The organism is Mariniluteicoccus endophyticus (assembly GCF_054780035.1).
In genome coordinates this window covers 57,161-73,985 of the sequence record NZ_BAAGXC010000010.1, presented here as the reverse complement: position 1 = coordinate 73,985, position 16,825 = coordinate 57,161, and the positions used below count along the sequence as shown (strand labels likewise).

Genomic DNA, 16,825 nt, shown 5'->3' with positions numbered 1-16,825 from the left:
AGCCGGCGATCTGATGATGGGGGCATGTATCACCCGTGGGCCGAGTTCGCCCGTCACACTGCGTGGGAGTTGAGGTTCGCTGTGCTCCCGTCTGGCGTGTGGGGGTTGACGTGCTGGAAGACGCGGACGGTCACGTTGCACTCGTGGCTGCTGCAGGCTGAGCGTCGGTGCACGATCGCGCACGAGCTGCTCCACATCGAACGGGGCCCGCTCCCCCGCGATCCGTTCCTCGCCGAGCGTGAGGAGGCCATCGTGCGGCGGGAGGCGGCCCGGCGGCTGATCGGGATCGTCGAGCTCGGCGACGCGCTCGTGTGGGCGTACGCCGCGGGGAGCGAGGACGTGGCTGGGGTGGCCGACGAGTTGTGGTGTGACGAGGACACGGTCCGTGCGCGGCTGGAGCATCTGCATCCGGCGGAGCGGGCGTACCTGGTGCGGCGGATGGAGGCGGTGTTCGATGCTGTCGGAGCGTGACAGGGCGATCATGGAGGCGGCGGAGCTGCCGGTGCGTCAGCGTGAGGAGGCGGCGCTGCAGCTGGGGATGACGTCGCCCAGGTTTCACCAGATCCTGAATCGTCTGGTGTCGAATCCGTCGCCGGAGCTGCTGGCGGAGTTCCCCGGCCGGGTCAACCGGTTGCGGAGGGTCGCGGAGGCGCGGCGTACGGCGCGGTCGCTGCGTACGGCCGGCATCGACGACGGCTAGGCGGGGCCGCCGTGCCGGGCGCAAGGGAACAGCTTGCGGCTCTCCACCACGAGGCCGCCTGACCAGTCCTTGATGAGGGTGATGGTCCACTCGCAGTCGCCGCACGGCTCGGGATGCTCCTGCTGCCACTCGCGCAGCGCGCGGCGTTCTCCCTCGGCGACGGCCTCGAGGATGGGGTCGGTCATGGTGCGGTCCTGGGTCATGCGCTGGTGGTGTGGCGGGTGATGGCGCCGGTGATGGAGTAGCGGTAGGCGCACTCGGGGATGCCGCAGGCGACGGTGAGGGTCTCGGGGTCTGCCCACAGGGAGGTGAGGCCGCAGTCGGGGCAGGGCTCGTCGATGCGGAAGGCGCCGGTGGTGAGGCCGAGGACTCGGCCGGCGGAGACGTTCAGGGACCAGATGCGGTGGGAGACGTCGCGTGCGGTGGTGGGCTGGGTGGTGTGGAGGTGCTCGGACCATGAGCTGAGGAGCAGGAGCCGGGACAGGGTTCGTGCTCCGTCGGTGCGGCCCCGGACGCTGGTGTGGGGGCGGCGTACGTTGAGCGCGGCGGCGGCCTGGTCGACGAGCGTGATCGACGTCTTGGTGATCTCGATGATGAGGGACTGTGCGTCGATGCGTAGCGGGGAGCGGGGGCCAGGTGGGCGGCGGGCGCCGTCGGGGCGGGAGACGGCCTGCAGGATCTGCGGGAGTTCCTGGTAGCGCTGGGAGAGCTGGGAGATCGCGACGTTGGTGCGTTCGGCGGCGGCGCGGGCGCGGTCGTCGCGGTCGCTGGTCCAGGTGAGGCGTGCGTCGCTCACTCGTCCCCTCCTCGGAGTCTGGTGCGGGCGATGGTGGCGCCGCGTACGCGGACGTCGTCGAGGGCGGGGTCGTGGGTGCACAGCGCGGCGCCGCGGTAGCCGCGGTCGTCGCAGAGGGTGCAGGACCGGATTGCGCTGCGGAGCGCTGCCCGTTTCGCGGCCTCGGCCTCGGCGTGGGCGGCGGTGTCGGCGCGTACGCGTTCGGCGGCGGCGCGTTCGACGGCGAGCCGGGCGTCCTTGCAGGCTCCGCAGGGTGGCGGGGACTGGTCGTGCTGGTGTGTGGGGCATCGGTCGTCGCGCCAGGCGGGGTCGCCGACCTCGCGGCGTACGCCGCCGAGGTCGCGCTGGGGCGGGATGTGCTCATCATCGGTGGTGGGGGTGGGGGTCTCGCGCGCGGGCGCGCTAGGTGAGATTCCCTCCCCAGTCTTGAAAGGAGGGTTCTTGGATGGTTTGTAGGAAGACAGCTTCCGGTCTGAGTGACGTGGTGCTTCCGCGCGGAAGGTGCTTCCGCCCTGTTGGGGGGAAGGTGCTTCCGCCCAGCAGGGCGTGTTCTCGTCCTCGATGTTGGCGTTCTGGGGGGCGTAGCCGAGGTCCCACACGATTGGGCGGCGGTTGCCCTGGATGTGGTTGACGAGGCGCTGGTCGCCGCGTCGGATGAGGCCGGCGTCCTCGAGGAGGGCGAGCTTGGTGCGGACGGTGCGGGTGGTGGTCTCGGCGTACGCGGCGAGGGTGGCCTGCGAGGGGAACGCTGCGGTGCCGTCGTCGCGTGCGTGGTCGGCCAGCCCGATCAGGATGAGCTTGGCGATGGGGTCGCCGACCTCGGCGTGTTTGAGGGCCCAGACGGTGGCGTGGAGGCTCACAGGGCACCTCCGGACATGAGCGCGGCGAGGATGATCGCCAGGGCGATGACTAGGAACGCGACGGTCGCGCAGCCCAGCGGCGGGGCCGGGTTGTCGTTCACGGCGCCTCCCAGAGGAGAGGGGCGGCATCTGCGAACGGCACCGGAACGATGAGGGCACTCATGAGCCGCCTCCCGAGGGCAGCGCGCGCGGGTATGTCGGCAGCATCGGGGGGAGCGCGCCGGTAGCGTACGCCTCCTCGATCGCGGGAAGGACGTGGTCCGCGGCGGTCTGCCCGTCCGGGAGTACGGTCCACATGGCGAACTCCTCCTCGAAGGTGGAGATGTTGGACGCGACGGCCTCGAGCTTCGCCTTGATGACGAGCGCGAGGGCGCGCCACGACTGGCGGCATGCCTGCTCCCACTGCTGCTCGGCCTGGGCGGGGGTACGCCGGGTCCCGCGGGCGGGCGTACGCGTGAACCGAGGGTCGTCACGGTCGGGGAGCTGGAGGACGAAGCGGATGCGGCGGCCGTTGGCGGCGAACTGGACGACGGCCTGAGTGCCGGACCAGCCGTACATGAACTCGGCCGCGCCGTAGCGCGCGAGGGTGCGCTCGATCTCGGCGCGGGACCGTTCGACGGGGACGGTGGTGTCCTTGGCGTACTGGCTCGTCGTCATGTGGTCCTCCTCGCGCAGGGGCAGGGCTTGGTGGTGGGACCGCTCTTGCCGTTGGCGGTCTGGATGGTTCGGGGGCACTCGTCGTCGTGCGGGTCGTGGCCGCACCAGGTGCAGGGCCGGCTCATGTGGCGCGCCTGCGGTTGGCGGCGATGTACGCCGCGACGTCGTCGGGGTGCCAGCGGCGTACGCTTCCGACGAGGATGTATGGGAGCTCGCCGTCGCGGACGAGCTGGCCGACCTTCCACTCCTTGCAGCCGAGCGCGACGGCGACCTGCGCGGCGGTGAGGAGATGTGGGACGCCGCGCCAGCCGGTGGCGGTGCGGGAGACCCAGACTGCGGAGTCGGTGACGTCGATGGTCTGCCCGGTCGCGAGCGTGATGGTGGTGGCGGTGCCGGCGTCGAAGACCATGGTGGGGTCGCTCATCAGTCCCCCCGATGCGTGGCGATGCGGAGTGCGAGGCGGCCGAGGAGCTTCACCGCGTCGCCCTTGCTGATGCGGTCGGAGGCCGCGATGTCGGCGCGGATCGTCGCGTCGTCTGGGCGGTGGATCACGACCAGGGCGAGGCAGTCGATGTCGTCGGAGAGTGCGACGTGGGCGCCGTCGAGCGCGCCGCCCGTGAGCTGGATTCTCATGGGAGGCCTCCGGGCTGGGTCTGGCCGCAGTGGGCGCAGGTGGGGGTCGGCTCGTACGCGGTCGGTTCTGGCCCGGCGAGTGCGGCGTCGCCGGGGTGCCGGTGGGCGGTGACTGTGGCGTAGCGGCACTCGGGGACGAGTGGCTGGTCGAGGATGGGCTGGCCGTTGCTGTCGGTGGCGAAGCCGAGGGTGCCGTTGAGGACGGCGAGGGCGGAGCAGGGCATGGTGGTCCTTGGGGTCAGAGGGGGCGGCCGTCGGCGCGCTGGAAGAGGCGGGATGGGCGGACGGCGAGGGCGTCTGCGATGCGGATGGCCCACTCGATGCGGATGCGGCCTGTAGTGCGTACGCGCTGGATCATCCCGGGGGTGATGTCAGTGGTGCGGGCGAGTGCGCGTACGGAGAGTCCGCCCATGGCGGAGTCGACGGCGTTGCGGCCGTCGCGGTCGGTGCGGGCGACGAGGTAGGTCGGCTTGGTGCTGTCCACGGTGGTCCTTTCCGGGGTACGCAGGGCGAGCGTGTATCCCGATATACGCCACGGTAAACGCCTTGGCGGTGATGGGCAAGTGCCCGGACCGGCATGTCGACGCGCGCGTTCACTGTGGCGTCTATCGCATTGCACGGCTTCGGTGTACGATCGGGGCGTGAGTAAGACACTGTCGGAGCTGCTGTCGGAGTACCGCGAGCGATCGGGCCTGTCCTATGGGCAGATGGCCGAGGGGTGCGGGCTGTCGAAGGCGCGCGTGTACCAGCTGGCGACCGGCCGGCACGGGTCGCAGACCGTCACCCAGGAGACCCTCCGCAAGCTGTCCCGGGGGCTCGGCCTGTCGATGGCCGACCTCGCCGCCAGCGCACGGGCCGGGGATCCATCGCGCGACGAGGCGCTCGCACGGGCGTACGGGCACCTCGAGGCCATGGACAACGGGTCGCTCGAGCTGGCGGAGGCGATCCTCGCCGTCCTGGCGTCACGGGGCCGGAGGTCCTGATGGCGCGCCCCAGGCTCCCGATCGGCTCGTGGGGCGAGATCTGGACCGAGCCGACGTCGTCGGGCCGCGTACGCGCCAGGGCCAGGTTCCGCGACCTCGACGGGGTCACGCGCCGGGTGGCGAAGACGGGCCGGTCGAAGGCAGCGGCGAAGGCGGCGCTCGTGGAGGAGATGCAGCGCCGCGCGCGGCCCGGCGGGCTGACGACCGACCTCACGGCTGACTCGCTCGTCGGGGACGCGATCACGCTGTGGCTGGCCGACGCGGACCTCGCCGTCCAGTCGAGGCGGCGCTACCAGACGACGATTGACAGGCACCTCACTCCGGCGCTGCAGGAAGTCACGCTGCGGGAGGTGACCGTGGCGCGCGTCGACGGGTTGCTCCGCACGCTCGGCCGCAAGGTCGGGCCGGGGGCAGCGCAGAACGCACGCGCGGTCCTGTCGAACGCCCTCGGGCTCGCCGTACGCCACGGGGCGATCCCGACGAACCCGGTCAAGGACGCCGGCCCTGTCGCGCGGGCTAAGACGAAGGGGCCCCGGGCGCTCACGCTCGAGCAGGTACGCGAGCTGCGGGCCGGGGCGGTCGCCTGGGATCGCGGGGTCGCCTACCGGGGGATCCCGGCCTACACGACCGGGCCGCCCCGCTCGGACGCGGCCGACGTCGTCGAGGTCCTCCTAGGCACCGGTGCGCGCATCGGTGAGGTCCTCGCGCTGCGCTGGCCGGACGTCGACCTCAAGGCGGGCACGATCGTGGTCTCCGGGACGATCGTGCGCGGCGAGCACGGCCCCGAGCGGCAGGACCACGGCAAGACGGCGACGTCGCACCGGGTGCTCACCGCGCCGAAGTTCGTGGTCGACGCGCTGCGGCGGCGGAAGCTCGAACGGCCGGCCACACTGCAGCAGCTCGTGTTCCCCTCCCAGACCGGTGGCGTACGCGACCCGAACTCGTTCCGGGCCGTCCTGGGGAAGATCCGCGCCGGCGTCGAGCTGGAGTGGGTCACGCCGCACACGTTCCGCGACACGGTCGCCACGCTCATCGACGCCGAAGCGGACCTGCGTACGGCATCGGAGCAGCTGGGCCATGCCGGGACCGACGTCACCCGCCGCCACTACGTCGAGCGGTCCCTCCTCGCCCCCGATGTGCGCACGGTGCTAGACGCCCTCGCGCCGGCCGACCAGCTCGCCACCTACGTGGAGGGGCAGGCGTCGTGAGGAGAATCAGCGGTCAGGGCGCCGGCGATTAGCCGCAATCCGTCCAGTTTTCGACACCTAAACGGCATCGACAGGCTTCCTGTCGGGGGTCGGATATGGCGTTCTGCCTAGTCAGAGCGAATGACGGGAATCGAACCCGCGTATTCAGCTTGGGAAGCTGATGTTCTACCATTGAACTACATTCGCGTGGTCGCGCTGCGACCGAGCACCCATCGTAGCCGACACGACGGCTCTGGGCCACAACCAGCGTACGCGGCGTCGAGACAACCATCACACCGGATCCCCTGCGCCTGCGCTGACCTGATGGATAGCGTGGACACAGACACATTCGGCACGCCAAGGGAGTCGCACACACATGTCGAACCGCATCAAGAATGAGGCCTTTCGCAAGAAGGTGATGTCCGCCGAGGACGCCGCAGCGCTCATCCGCCCGGGCACCAACGTCGGCATGTCTGGCTTCACCGGCGCCGGCTACCCCAAGGAGGTGCCGGTCGCCCTCGCCCAGAAGATCCGCGAGGCGACGGCCCGCGGGGAGCAGTTCCGCGTCGGCGTGTGGACCGGAGCGTCCACCGCCCCCGAGCTCGACGGCGCGCTCGCCGAGGCCGACGGCATCGAGCTGCGCCTGCCCTACCAGTCCGATCCCGTGACGCGCGCCAAGATCAACGCCGGCACGATGGAATACATCGACGTCCACCTCAGCCACGTCGCCCAGCAGGTGTGGGAGGGCTTCCTTGGCAAGCTCGACACGGCCCTCATCGAGGTCGCCGGTGTCACCGAGGACGGCGAGCTCATCCCGTCGTCCTCGGTCGGCAACAACAAGACGTGGATCGACGTCGCCGACCAGGTCATCCTCGAGGTCAACCAGTGGCAGTCCGAGGAACTGTTCGGGATGCACGACATCTACTACGGCACCGCGCTGCCCCCGAACCGTCGTCCGGTCGACATCAACCACACGGCCGACCGCATCGGCCAGCCGACCTACCGCATCGACCCCACCAAGGTCGTCGCCGTGGTCGAGACCAACGACGCCGACCGCAACACGCCGTTCAAGTCGCTCGACGACGACTCGAAGCGCATAGCCGCCCACCTGCTCGACTTCCTCGAGCTCGAGGTCAAGGCCGGACGCGTACCGAAGAACCTGCTGCCGCTGCAGTCGGGAGTGGGCAACATCGCCAACGCGGTGCTCGCCAGCCTCGCCGAGGGCCCGTTCGAGAACCTGACCTCCTACACCGAGGTCATCCAGGACGGCATGGTCGACCTCATCGACTCCGGCAAGCTCACGACCGCGTCGGCGACCGCGTTCTCGCTGTCGCCCGAGGCCGCCGAGCGCATGAACAACATGGCCGCCCACTACCGCGAGAAGATCATCCTGCGCCCGCAGGAGATCTCGAACCATCCCGAGGTCATCCGCCGCCTCGGCGTCATCTCGTGCAACGGCCTGATCGAGGCCGACATCTACGGCAACATCAACTCGACCCACATCATGGGCTCGAAGATCCAGAACGGCATCGGCGGATCGGGCGACTTCACGCGCAACGCGTACATCTCGACGTTCGTCAGCCCGTCGACTGCCAAGGGCGGCCAGATCTCGGCGATCGTGCCTATGGTCTCCCACGTCGACCACACCGAGCACGACGTGCAGGTCATCATCACCGAGCAGGGCCTCGCCGACCTGCGCGGTCTGGCCCCGCGCAAGCGCGCCAAGGTGATCATCGACAAGTGCGCCCACCCCGACTACAAGGACGCCCTGCTGGAGTACGTCGAGCGCGCCGACAAGATGGCCAACGGCAAGCAGACGCCGCACGACCTCGCGACCGCGCTGTCGTGGCACCAGAACTTCCTCAAGACTGGTTCGATGCGCCAGTCCTGATCCGCCTGCCAGCCGGTCGGAGCGACGCTCCGGCCGGCCGCGACGATTGCGGCGGATGCCACACTGGAGTCATGGGGAAGTTGCTGCAAGTCGTCCGTGACTTCATGGGCCAGGGCTCGCGTACGCCCGCCCGAGATCGTGGCGGGAGGCGTACGCTGGCGCGCGTCCCGTCGCCCCAGCCGCGCCCCAAGCCCGAGCCACCCCGCGGCCGCGCCACCGATCAGGACGCCTTCCCCACCCAGCGCCACGCCCGCCGCGGCACAGCCGAGCCGATCCCCGACTACCCCGGTGACTTCACGGGCCGCCCACCGATCGAGTACGCGCCCGTCGAGGGCGCGCTGCCCGACCCCGGGGAGGTCGTATGGGCCTGGGTGCCGTTCGAGGAGGACCACTCGCAGGGCAAGGAACGCCCCGTGCTGCTCATCGGCCGCGACCAGCCATGGCTGCTCGGCGTACCCCTGACCAGCAAGGACCACGACCGCGACGCCGACCAGGAGGCCCGCGCCGGCCGCCACTGGATGGACATCGGCTCGGGCCCGTGGGACTCGAGCGGCCGGCCCTCGGAGGCCCGGCTCAACCGTGTCGTACGCGTCGACCCCGACCGGGTACGCCGCCGCGGCGTACGCCTCGAGAAGAGGATCTTCGACGCCGTGGCGGGTGAGATCAGACAGCACACCACCTGACCCGCTACAGTTGCCACTTCTGCGGGCGTAGTTCAGTAGCAGAACACCCCAATTCCATTGGGGAGACGTGAGTGCGATTCTTGCCGCCCGCTCCACTCGATCATGCGACTCCGGGGCGACCCTGAGCCCACCCTGGTCCCGGATCGAACCTGCAGACGTGCCCCCGTGGCGCGCCTAGGCTGGCCTCATGACCCACCCGAGCGAACCTTCCGACGTCGGCCCCATCGTGGGCGGAGACCTGCGCGCCAGCGATGCGGACCGCGACCAGGTCATCGGGCTCCTGTCCGCCGCCTACAGCGAGGGTCGGCTGACCCTCGACGAGCACGAGGAACGCGTCACTCAGGCCCAGGAGGCCCGGACCTTCGACGACCTCGTGCCCCTCACCCGCGACCTCGTTCCCATCGACGCGCCCCTGCTGCAGGCGCCCGCACCGGCCCCGGCCGCCGTGCCGTCGATCCGCCCGGTGGGCGGCTCGTCCGGCCCGATCACCGTCGTCGGCATCATGGGCGGCTCGACCCGCAAGGGCCACTGGCGCGTGCCGAGCGTGATCAACGTGTACGCACTCATGGGCGGCGCCACCCTCGACATGACCGAGGCCGAGTTCGAGACCGACCACGTCACGATCAACGCGTACTGCTGCATGGGCGGGTTGGAGATAAAGGTCCCCGCCGGCGTCACCGTGAACGACGAGACCGTCGGGATCATGGGCGGCAACGACGTGAAGCACACCGTCGCCGGCGACGGCCCCCGCATCACGCTGAAGGGAGTCGCGCTGATGGGCGGCTCGGAGGTGCGCGGGCCCGGCAAGGAGATCGAGCGGGACCGGCGGAGGGAGCGCCGACGCCTCGAGCGCGGGCGCTGAGCCCTCAATAGGCTGGGGGCATGTCCGACACCGCGCCGCCCACCATCGAGCCCGACGAGCTGTTCGCGCCGCCGCACGTCGCGTGGCAGCCGATCTCGCCGCGGTGGCGCACCATCCGCCGGATCAGCGCGCTGACGACCTGGCTGGTGCTGTTCGCCCTCCCGGCCGTCGCCGTGTGGCTGTTCACTGAACGGTGGGAGTGGGCGCTGCCCGTCGTGCTCGTCGGCCTGATCGTGGCGGGGTGGCGCTGCTTCGCCATGGGACGCCTCTGGCGTTCCTGGGGGTACGCCGAGCTCGCCGACGACCTGTGGGTCACCCACGGGGTCATGTTCCGTCGGCTCACAGCCGTGCCGTACGGGCGCATGCAGGTCGTCGAGGTCGAGTCCGGGCCGCTCGAGCGCATGGTCGGCCTGGCCACCGTCAAGCTGGTCACAGCATCCGCGTCGACCGACGCCCGGATCCCCGGCCTGCCCCCGCAGGAGGCCTCCCGTCTGCGTGACCGCCTCACCGAGCGGGCCGAGACCAGGACGTCGGGACTGTGAGCGAGCCCTCCGAGAACACACCCACGACGGGCGGCCCCATCCAAAAGGGCTTCGAGCGCCCCCACCCGCTGACGCCACTGATCCGCGGCTGGGTGTTCCTCGTCGCCGCCGTCGCCGCCGTCGGCAACGAGCTCGTCAAGAACCGCGACGGGCTCTCGCAAGTGCCCTGGTGGGTGCCGCTGGCCGTCATGGCCAGCGTCGCGGTGCTGTCGGTCCTGGTGTCGATCATTCCGTGGTGGATGACCCGCTTCGTCATCGACGACGACGAGTTGCGCATCGAGACGGGCCTGCTGAACCGTTCGTCCAAGCGGATCGCGTTCCGACGCGTCCAGTCCATCGACGTCATCCAGCCGCTCGCCGCCCGCATCTTCGGCCTCTGCGAGCTGCGCATCGAGGCCGGCGGCGGCGAGTCGGGCCTGACCCTGCGCTACCTGTCCCGGCCCAAGGCGTACGCCATCCGCGACTACCTGCTCTCCCGCGCCCACGGCGACCACGTGACGCGCGCCGAGGCCGCCGCGGCACCGCAGGCCAACGCGTTCGAGGACCTCGCCGCGCACGACCAGATCCTCGTCCGCCTCACCCCCGCCCAGCTCGTACTCGGGCTCGTCACCTCCACCGAGTTCATCGTCTCGTTGCTCGTCACCGCCGTCTTCACCGCGGGGGCCATCGCCGCCGGTCAGCTCGTCGTCGTCGCCGGCGGCCTCATGCCCATGGTCATCGGCGTGCTGTCGATGGTGAGCCGCCGGGTGATCGCCCAGTTCAACTACACGCTGGCGCGCACCGGCCGCGGCCTGCGCATCACCCGCGGCCTGACGAACCTCACCAGCCAGTCCGTGCCGATCGACCGTGTCCAGGGCATCAGGATCCACCAGTCGTGGCTGTGGCGACGGCTCGGCTACCACCGCGTCGACATCGACGTGCTCGGCTACGGCACCAACGACGACACGAACAACAAGGGCGCCGCGTCGAGCATGCTGCTGCCCGTCGCGTCCGCCGACCAGGTCCGCCTCGCCCTGTTCCAGCTGCTGCCCGGCGTCGACACGGAGGCGGTCTTCCTGCTCCAGGCGCCGTCCCGCGCCCGCTGGGTCGCCCCGCTCGGTCAGCCCGCGCTGCGCCACGGCTTCGACGACCGCATCCTCATCTCCGACTCCGGCCGCTTGAACCCCACCCGCCAGATCGTGCCGCACGCCAAGGTCCAGTCCGTACGCCTGCGCCAGGGCCCGCTGCAGCGCCGTCTCGACCTGTGCACCGTCCACGTCGACACCACCCCCGGGCCTGTCCACCTCGCCATCGAGAACATCGCCCCCGGCATCGCCCGGGCCCTCGTGGAGGGAGAGCTCGCGCGGGCCGCGTACGCCAGGTCGGCCGAGGCCCACCTGGGCCTCCAGACCCCCCGGCGTGGACCGAGCGGTCAGGGTCTCGATACGCTCGGGCAATGAGCATCGTCCTCGGCATCGACATCGGCGGATCGGGCATCAAGGGGGCCCCGGTCGACCTCGAGAAGGGTGACTTCGCCCGGGACCGGCTCCGCATCGATACCCCCGCGAAGTCCACGCCCAAGAACGTTGCCAAGGTCGTCAAGGACATCGTCGACCACTTCGGCGACCTGCCCACGGACTCGCCCGTCGGCATCACCATCCCCGCGGTCGTCACCCACGGGCGTACGCGGTCGGCCGCGAACATCGACAAGGCCTGGATCGACTGCGAGGCCGAGAAGCTCTTCGAGGACACCCTCCAGCGTGACGTCCTCGTCGTGAACGATGCCGACGCCGCCGGCATCTGCGAGGTCAAGTTCGGCGCTGCGAAGGACCACCCCGGCCTCGTCCTGATGACCACCCTCGGCACGGGCATCGGCACCGCCCTCATCTACAAGGGCCTCCTCGTCCCCAACTCCGAGCTCGGCCACCTCGAGATCGACGGTCACGACGCCGAGACCCAGGCCAGCTCCGGCATGAAGGAAAAGCTCGGCCTGTCCTACAAGGAGTGGGTGCCGCGCCTGCAGCGCTACTACGAGACCGTCGAGCGCCTCCTGTGGCCCGACCTCATCGTCGTCGGCGGCGGCGTCAGCAAGGACTCCGACAAGTTCCTGCCCAAGCTGAAGCTCAACAGCGAGATCGTGCCCGCCCAGCACCGCAACAAGGCCGGCATCATCGGCGCGGCCTGGCTCGCGCTCGACCGTCACGACAACGACACGTACGCCGGGACCCCGCTCGACCCGAAGGCCTGACGGCCTGCGGCACGGGACCGCGTACGCAGGGCGATTCCCGATCGTTACCCGGAATTCCAGAGCGATACTCGCCGATCACCTGCCACCCGGTCTGTAGGGTTTTATGCTGCTTTGGCGCCGGCGTGGTCGTTTTCCTCCGGCGCACCCATGTCCGCCATCAGGAAGACGCCATGAGCACAAGCATCAACCCCGACGATCTGTATCCCACGAACCCCCACGGCCACGACCTCCAGGTCGACGACACGCCCCCGGCCAAGCAGAAGAAGGACCGCACCCACTGGCTCTACATCTCCGTGATCGCGGCGGTCATCCTGGGCATCGTCTTCGGCATCGCCTTCCCGCAGGCGGCACAGGCCTGGAAGCCCGTCGGTGACGGCTTCGTCAACCTGATCAAGATGATCATCGCGCCGGTGATCTTCTGCACCATCGTGCTCGGCATCGGCTCCATCGCCAAGGCCGCCACCGTCGGCAAGGTCGGCGGCCTCGCCCTCATCTATTTCATCACGATGTCGACCTTCGCCCTGGCCATCGGCCTGCTCGTCGGCAACCTCGTCCACCCCGGCGAGGGCCTCACGCCCAAGCCGTACGCGCCCAGCAAGGGCGGCAGCATGGACTCGACGGTGAAGTTCATCATGGACATCATCCCGCCGGCCATCCCCGTGCTGCCGACCCTGTTCGTCGCCCTCCTCGTCGGCTTCGCCATCCAGTCCATGGGTGAGCGCGGCAAGCCGATCCTCGACTTCGTCGGCCACCTCCAGGCCGTGGTGTTCCGCATCCTCACGATGATCATGTGGGTCGCCCCCCTCGGCGCGTTCGGCGCCATCGCCGCCGTGGTCGGCTCCACCGGCTGGAAGGCCGTCGGCGCGATGCTCACCCTCATGGGCGGCTTCTACGCCACCTGCATCCTGTTCATCGTCGTCATCCTCGGCACCATGCTGAAGCTCGTCACGGGCCTCAACATCTTCAAGCTCCTGCGCTACCTCGCCAAGGAATACCTGCTGATCTTCTCGACGTCCTCCTCCGAGACCGCCCTCCCCCGCCTCATCGCCAAGATGGAGCACGCGGGCGTCGGCAAGTCCGTCGTGGGCATCACCGTTCCCACCGGTTACTCGTTCAACCTCGACGGCACCGCCATCTACCTCACGATGTCCGCCCTCTTCGTCTCGAACGCCATGAAGATGCCCATGAACGTCGGCCAGCAGCTCGGCCTGCTCCTGTTCATGATCATCGCCTCCAAGGGCGCCGCCGGCGTCACCGGCGCCGGCCTCGCCACCCTCGCCGCCGGCCTCCAGGCCCACAAGCCCGCCCTCCTCGGCGGCATGGGCGTCATCGTCGGCATCGACAAGTTCATGTCCGAGGCCCGCGCCCTGACGAACTTCACCGGCAACGCCGTCGCCACCCTCCTCCTCGGCAAGTGGGTCGGCGAGCTCGACAAGGAACGCGCCGTCAAGGTCCTCGACAAGGAGATCCCCTTCGACGAGACGACGATGCAGGCGCACTAGCTGGTCCTGCTCGCGCCCGCGCGCCGGTAACCGTCATCGCAGTCGTCATCGCCCCCGCGGCAGCTTCGCTCTCATCAGCGAAAGCCGTCGCGGGGGCGATTTCTCTGTGCTCTTCCAGACGCCGGGGCGCGCTTGCCGACGCTCGCAGGGAGGTCCGCTCCCTGCGTGCTCCCGTTCGCCGAGCGCCCCTTCTTCTGCTCTCGCGCGAGCGCCCCTTCTTCTGCTCTCCGAGCGAGCGCCAGCGAGACGAGAAGCCGTCAGCGCCACGTGACCTCACGCTCGTACGTGGTGGCGTCCACACAGCCGTACGCCTGCTGCGGCACGTCCTTCACCACGCCGGGAGACCCGTCGACCTTCGTGTAGAGCAGGTCGACCTTCTGGTTCCACTCCGCGCACGCACCGGTCACCTTCTCGTCCTCGCGCAGCTTCGTCGCGCCGAACGACAGGCCGTTGGCGTCCCACCGCAGTGGGGTTTCGGGCTTCGCGTCCGCCGGACGCGGAACGTCCTTCAGCGGGCAACCCTTCGAGGTGGGCGTCGACTCGGCCATGCAGCGACGTACGCCCTCCAGGACCGCCACCTGCACCGCACGCCGTCCCGCCTCGGTCAGACGGAACGTCACCTGGACCTCGCGGTCCTCACCGGGCGTCAGGTAGATCGGGTCGTTGACGACCTCGTAGTTGGCGAAGTCACCGAACGAGTGCGTACGGACGACCCTCAGCTCACCTGGCCACACGGTGATCGGCTCGCCCGTCGGCACGCCGTTCAGGTCGTGGGCGTTCAGCCCCACGGGGATCTCCTCGGCCGTACGCAACGTGAGCCGCGCCGTCCCGTCGACCACGCGCCAGCCCCCGTCCACCCGCACAAGGCGCACCTCGGCGCTCTGGGGCCTGTCGTTCACGGTGTAGTCGACGAGGGCCTTCTCACCCTGCATGTCGACGCGCTCCACCAGATAGCGGTCTGGGCCGGCGAGGTCGGTCATCCGGTCGGCGTCCGCGTTGGACGGCGGGTGCTGCAGCAGGTCGTGGGCACCGTACGGGGAGTCCTGGATCTCGCTGAGCGAGTGGAAGTAGCGGCGTACCGTCTCCTCGGCCGACACGCGCGCGCGCTCCCAGACCGCGCTGCCCCACGCGACCAGACCGAGAAGGACCACGGCAAGGACCACCGCGACGATGCCCTGCAGCCGACGCCAGCGGTAGGACGGCGGCGCTCCCGCCGCGACCGGGGGCAGCAGCTCCTCGGCCTCCGCGACCGTCGCACCGGCGGGCTCGGCCGGCGACACCGACGAGCCGGGCGTACGCACGACGCCGGGCGTGCCCGGGCTCAACGGCGACGGCGGATCGATCGGCTTCTCCGGCGGCAGCGGCGGGAGCACGCCGGGATCGGCCGGCTCCTCCAGTGTGTCGCCCGCGGAGGCGGCGTCCGGCGCCAGTACGTCGGGCTCCCCGGGCGCCTGCGGCGGCACGGGCTCGTCGCTGGTCACGGACCCTTCGCTGATCACGGACTCTTCGCTGATCACGGACTCTTCGGGGGTCGCGACATCGGCGGAGTCGGCTGCTGCGGGCACGCCGGACTCGTCCGGGCGTTCGTCGGCCATCACGCTCCTCCCCTCGGGTCCGGTCAGGCTAGCGACCCGGAGGGGCGACGGCGCAAGTCGTCACATGCGCTCGGGCGCCTGGATGCCCAGCAGGTCGAGCCCGGCGGCGAGCACGTCGCGGGTCGCGGCGACCAGGCCGAGGCGCGAGGTCAGGACCGCCCCTTCGGACTTCAGCACCGGGCAGTTCTCGTAGAACCCCGAGAACGCCGTGGCGACCTCGAACAGGTAGGTGCACAGCTTGTGGGGCTGCAGGTTCTCGGCCAGCTCGGCCACGACCTCGCCATAGCGCGACAGCGCCATGGCCAGCGCCTGCTCGGCCGGCTCGTCGAGGACGGTGACCGGGCCGACGGCCGGCACCGGGTCGAGGGCCTCGGCGTTGCGCAGCACCTGGCAGCAGCGGGCATGCGCGTACTGCAGGTAGGGGCCGGTGTCGCCGGTGGTCTTCGACATACGCTCGGCGTCGAAGACGTAGTCCTTCTGCAGGCCGGACGAGAGGTCGGCGTACTTGATCGCGGCGAGTGCGATCGCTGGCGGGGCGACCTCCTCGGCGGCGTCGAGCAGGTCGACCAGCAGCGCGGCCGAGCCATCGCGCGACTTCAGCGGCTTGTTGTCCTCGCCGAGCACCATGCCGTAGCCGATGTGCTCCGCCGAGACCGAGTCGGGCAGCCAGCCGGCCTTCTTCGCCGCGCCGAAGACGAGCTTGAAGTGGCCGCCTTGGCGGGCGTCGGTCACGTAGATGATGCGGTCGGCTCGGATCTCGCGCACGCGCCGGCGTACGGCGGCGAGGTCGGTGGTGCCGTAGCCGTAGCCGCCGTCGCGCTTGCGGACGATCAGCGGGGCCTCGAAGCCGTCGACGAAGACCACGAGCGCGCCGTCGTCGACGACGCCCACACCGGACTCCTCGAGCTCGGCACACGCGGTCGGCAGGTCGTTGTTGTAGGTCGACTCGCCGGCCAGGTCGTCGTCGGTGAGCTTGACGTTCAGGCGGGCGTAGGCGGAGTTGAAGCCCTCCTTGGAGACCTCCATGAGCTGGCGCCAGATCGCCAGCGACTCCTCGTCACCGCCCTGGAAGACGGCCACGCGGGCGCGGGCGCGGGCGGCGAACTCCGCGTCGTCCTTGAAGTGCTGGTTCGCGCGCTTGTAGAGCGCGTCGGCCTCCGCGAGCGTCAGCGTGGACGCGTCGTGGCCCTCGTCGAGGATCTGCTCGATGAGCATGCCGAACTGCCGGCCCCAGTCGCCGATGTGGTTCTGGGGCACCACGGTGTGGCCGACGGCGGTCAGCACGCGGTTGAAGCAGTCGCCGATGATCGTCGTACGCAGGTGGCCGACGTGCATCTGCTTGGCGACGTTCGGCGCGGAGTAGTCGATGACGACCTTCTGTGGCTCGTCGGTCTGGGCGACACCGCAGTGGGGGTCGTCGAGCACCTGCTGCGCGGTGCGCGCCAGTACGTCGTTGCGCAGCCGGAAGTTGATGAAGCCCGGCCCGGCGACCTCCAGCGGCTCGCACAGGTCGGCGACGTCTAGCTCGTCGACGATGCGCTGCGCGATCTCCCGCGGCGGTTTGCCCTCCTGCTTCGCCAGGCGCAGCGCCACGTTGGACTGGAAGTGGCCGAACTGAGGCTTCGTGGCGGCGCGCAGTTCGGGGTCGGCGCTGGCGACGGCCTCGATCCGGGATGCGAGCTCGGAGGGCAGTGAAGACATGAGCCC

At 70.1% G+C, this 16,825-nt stretch carries 21 protein-coding genes and 2 tRNA genes; 12 read left to right on the top strand and 11 right to left on the bottom strand.

Annotated features, from left to right (window positions below; translation table 11 throughout):
* Window positions 1-24: 24 nt before the first annotated feature.
* Window positions 25-471 carry a hypothetical protein gene (locus ACYVGD_RS03205; RefSeq protein WP_460741542.1) on the top strand — a complete coding sequence of 149 codons (447 nt, stop codon included), beginning with the start codon at window positions 25-27 and terminating at the stop codon, window positions 469-471.
* Window positions 455-700 carry a DUF3263 domain-containing protein gene (locus tag ACYVGD_RS03200; protein ID WP_460741541.1) on the top strand — a complete coding sequence of 82 codons (246 nt, stop codon included), beginning with the start codon at window positions 455-457 and terminating at the stop codon, window positions 698-700. Before ACYVGD_RS03205 ends, ACYVGD_RS03200 begins: the two co-directional genes overlap by 17 nt.
* Here ACYVGD_RS03200 and ACYVGD_RS03195 read toward each other — a convergent pair.
* The 8 genes from ACYVGD_RS03195 to ACYVGD_RS03160 form a co-directional block, all read right to left on the bottom strand.
* Entirely contained in the window at window positions 697-885 is a 189-nt protein-coding gene (locus ACYVGD_RS03195) for a hypothetical protein (RefSeq protein ID WP_460741540.1), read from the bottom strand. The two genes, ACYVGD_RS03200 and ACYVGD_RS03195, sit on opposite strands and share 4 nt — an antisense overlap.
* Before the next feature lie 14 nt (window positions 886-899).
* The gene (locus ACYVGD_RS03190) at window positions 900-1,496 is read right to left on the bottom strand and encodes a hypothetical protein (protein WP_460741539.1); all 597 of its coding nucleotides are present in this window, start codon (window positions 1,494-1,496) and stop codon (window positions 900-902) included.
* Window positions 1,493-2,356, bottom strand: a complete 864-nt coding sequence (locus ACYVGD_RS03185) for a helix-turn-helix domain-containing protein (protein WP_460741538.1) — start codon at window positions 2,354-2,356, stop codon at window positions 1,493-1,495. Before ACYVGD_RS03185 ends, ACYVGD_RS03190 begins: the two co-directional genes overlap by 4 nt.
* Window positions 2,357-2,515: 159 nt before the next feature.
* On the bottom strand, window positions 2,516-3,013 hold the full coding sequence (locus ACYVGD_RS03180; protein WP_460741537.1) for a hypothetical protein: 498 nt from the start codon (window positions 3,011-3,013) through the stop codon (window positions 2,516-2,518).
* Between the two features lie 121 nt (window positions 3,014-3,134).
* Complete coding sequence (locus tag ACYVGD_RS03175; RefSeq protein ID WP_460741536.1) at window positions 3,135-3,437, bottom strand: helix-turn-helix domain-containing protein; 303 nt, start codon at window positions 3,435-3,437, stop codon at window positions 3,135-3,137.
* Window positions 3,437-3,646 carry a hypothetical protein gene (locus ACYVGD_RS03170; RefSeq protein WP_460741535.1) on the bottom strand — a complete coding sequence of 70 codons (210 nt, stop codon included), beginning with the start codon at window positions 3,644-3,646 and terminating at the stop codon, window positions 3,437-3,439. The genes ACYVGD_RS03175 and ACYVGD_RS03170 overlap by 1 nt, the downstream gene beginning before the upstream one ends.
* Window positions 3,643-3,870 carry a hypothetical protein gene (locus ACYVGD_RS03165; protein ID WP_460741534.1) on the bottom strand — a complete coding sequence of 76 codons (228 nt, stop codon included), beginning with the start codon at window positions 3,868-3,870 and terminating at the stop codon, window positions 3,643-3,645. Before ACYVGD_RS03165 ends, ACYVGD_RS03170 begins: the two co-directional genes overlap by 4 nt.
* 14 nt (window positions 3,871-3,884) lie before the next feature.
* Window positions 3,885-4,130 carry a hypothetical protein gene (locus tag ACYVGD_RS03160; protein ID WP_460741533.1) on the bottom strand — a complete coding sequence of 82 codons (246 nt, stop codon included), beginning with the start codon at window positions 4,128-4,130 and terminating at the stop codon, window positions 3,885-3,887.
* Between the two features lie 157 nt (window positions 4,131-4,287).
* On the opposite strand from ACYVGD_RS03160, the gene ACYVGD_RS03155 reads away from it, so the two are divergent.
* Window positions 4,288-4,629, top strand: a complete 342-nt coding sequence (locus ACYVGD_RS03155) for a helix-turn-helix transcriptional regulator (protein WP_460741532.1) — start codon at window positions 4,288-4,290, stop codon at window positions 4,627-4,629.
* Window positions 4,629-5,837, top strand: coding sequence for a tyrosine-type recombinase/integrase (locus tag ACYVGD_RS03150; RefSeq protein ID WP_460741531.1), 1,209 nt, complete (start codon window positions 4,629-4,631; stop codon window positions 5,835-5,837). The genes ACYVGD_RS03155 and ACYVGD_RS03150 overlap by 1 nt, the downstream gene beginning before the upstream one ends.
* A gap of 115 nt (window positions 5,838-5,952) precedes the next feature.
* On the opposite strand, the gene ACYVGD_RS03145 is transcribed toward ACYVGD_RS03150, so the two are convergent.
* Window positions 5,953-6,023, bottom strand: a tRNA-Gly gene (locus ACYVGD_RS03145).
* A 169-nt stretch (window positions 6,024-6,192) separates the two neighbouring features.
* Between ACYVGD_RS03145 and ACYVGD_RS03140 the strand changes: the two genes are divergently transcribed.
* From ACYVGD_RS03140 to ACYVGD_RS03105, 8 genes are all read left to right on the top strand, one after another.
* Window positions 6,193-7,707 carry an acetyl-CoA hydrolase/transferase family protein gene (locus tag ACYVGD_RS03140; protein WP_460741530.1) on the top strand — a complete coding sequence of 505 codons (1,515 nt, stop codon included), beginning with the start codon at window positions 6,193-6,195 and terminating at the stop codon, window positions 7,705-7,707.
* 71 nt (window positions 7,708-7,778) lie between these two features.
* Window positions 7,779-8,390, top strand: a complete 612-nt coding sequence (locus ACYVGD_RS03135; RefSeq protein WP_460741529.1) for a type II toxin-antitoxin system PemK/MazF family toxin — start codon at window positions 7,779-7,781, stop codon at window positions 8,388-8,390.
* Window positions 8,391-8,411: 21 nt separating this feature from the next.
* Window positions 8,412-8,485, top strand: a tRNA-Gly gene (locus tag ACYVGD_RS03130).
* Window positions 8,486-8,577: 92 nt separating this feature from the next.
* Entirely contained in the window at window positions 8,578-9,252 is a 675-nt protein-coding gene (locus ACYVGD_RS03125; protein ID WP_460741528.1) for a DUF1707 SHOCT-like domain-containing protein, read from the top strand.
* A 20-nt stretch (window positions 9,253-9,272) separates the two neighbouring features.
* Entirely contained in the window at window positions 9,273-9,794 is a 522-nt protein-coding gene (locus ACYVGD_RS03120) for a PH domain-containing protein (RefSeq protein WP_460741527.1), read from the top strand.
* Window positions 9,791-11,233, top strand: coding sequence for a PH domain-containing protein (locus tag ACYVGD_RS03115; protein ID WP_460741526.1), 1,443 nt, complete (start codon window positions 9,791-9,793; stop codon window positions 11,231-11,233). The genes ACYVGD_RS03120 and ACYVGD_RS03115 overlap by 4 nt, the downstream gene beginning before the upstream one ends.
* Window positions 11,230-12,021, top strand: coding sequence for a polyphosphate--glucose phosphotransferase (gene ppgK / locus ACYVGD_RS03110; protein ID WP_460741525.1), 792 nt, complete (start codon window positions 11,230-11,232; stop codon window positions 12,019-12,021). The genes ACYVGD_RS03115 and ppgK overlap by 4 nt, the downstream gene beginning before the upstream one ends.
* 170 nt (window positions 12,022-12,191) lie before the next feature.
* Window positions 12,192-13,523 (top strand): cation:dicarboxylate symporter family transporter, encoded by a 1,332-nt coding sequence (locus tag ACYVGD_RS03105; protein WP_460741524.1) that lies wholly within the window; start codon window positions 12,192-12,194, stop codon window positions 13,521-13,523.
* 257 nt (window positions 13,524-13,780) lie between these two features.
* On the opposite strand, the gene ACYVGD_RS03100 is transcribed toward ACYVGD_RS03105, so the two are convergent.
* On the bottom strand, window positions 13,781-15,118 hold the full coding sequence (locus tag ACYVGD_RS03100; protein WP_460741523.1) for a hypothetical protein: 1,338 nt from the start codon (window positions 15,116-15,118) through the stop codon (window positions 13,781-13,783).
* A 60-nt stretch (window positions 15,119-15,178) separates the two neighbouring features.
* Entirely contained in the window at window positions 15,179-16,819 is a 1,641-nt protein-coding gene (argS, locus tag ACYVGD_RS03095) for an arginine--tRNA ligase (protein WP_460741522.1), read from the bottom strand.
* Window positions 16,820-16,825: the final 6 nt, after the last annotated feature.

Coding starts and splice junctions, on each gene's coding strand:
- ACYVGD_RS03205 (WP_460741542.1), top strand. CDS start 25: ATGTATCACCCGTGGGCCGAGTTCGCCCGTCACACTGCGTGGGAGTTG.
- ACYVGD_RS03200 (WP_460741541.1), top strand. CDS start 455: ATGCTGTCGGAGCGTGACAGGGCGATCATGGAGGCGGCGGAGCTGCCG.
- ACYVGD_RS03195 (WP_460741540.1), bottom strand. CDS start 885: ATGACCGACCCCATCCTCGAGGCCGTCGCCGAGGGAGAACGCCGCGCG.
- ACYVGD_RS03180 (WP_460741537.1), bottom strand. CDS start 3,013: ATGACGACGAGCCAGTACGCCAAGGACACCACCGTCCCCGTCGAACGG.
- ACYVGD_RS03175 (WP_460741536.1), bottom strand. CDS start 3,437: ATGAGCGACCCCACCATGGTCTTCGACGCCGGCACCGCCACCACCATC.
- ACYVGD_RS03170 (WP_460741535.1), bottom strand. CDS start 3,646: ATGAGAATCCAGCTCACGGGCGGCGCGCTCGACGGCGCCCACGTCGCA.
- ACYVGD_RS03165 (WP_460741534.1), bottom strand. CDS start 3,870: ATGCCCTGCTCCGCCCTCGCCGTCCTCAACGGCACCCTCGGCTTCGCC.
- ACYVGD_RS03150 (WP_460741531.1), top strand. CDS start 4,629: ATGGCGCGCCCCAGGCTCCCGATCGGCTCGTGGGGCGAGATCTGGACC.
- ACYVGD_RS03140 (WP_460741530.1), top strand. CDS start 6,193: ATGTCGAACCGCATCAAGAATGAGGCCTTTCGCAAGAAGGTGATGTCC.
- ACYVGD_RS03135 (WP_460741529.1), top strand. CDS start 7,779: ATGGGGAAGTTGCTGCAAGTCGTCCGTGACTTCATGGGCCAGGGCTCG.
- ACYVGD_RS03125 (WP_460741528.1), top strand. CDS start 8,578: ATGACCCACCCGAGCGAACCTTCCGACGTCGGCCCCATCGTGGGCGGA.
- ACYVGD_RS03120 (WP_460741527.1), top strand. CDS start 9,273: ATGTCCGACACCGCGCCGCCCACCATCGAGCCCGACGAGCTGTTCGCG.
- ppgK (WP_460741525.1), top strand. CDS start 11,230: ATGAGCATCGTCCTCGGCATCGACATCGGCGGATCGGGCATCAAGGGG.
- ACYVGD_RS03105 (WP_460741524.1), top strand. CDS start 12,192: ATGAGCACAAGCATCAACCCCGACGATCTGTATCCCACGAACCCCCAC.
- ACYVGD_RS03100 (WP_460741523.1), bottom strand. CDS start 15,118: ATGGCCGACGAACGCCCGGACGAGTCCGGCGTGCCCGCAGCAGCCGAC.
- argS (WP_460741522.1), bottom strand. CDS start 16,819: ATGTCTTCACTGCCCTCCGAGCTCGCATCCCGGATCGAGGCCGTCGCC.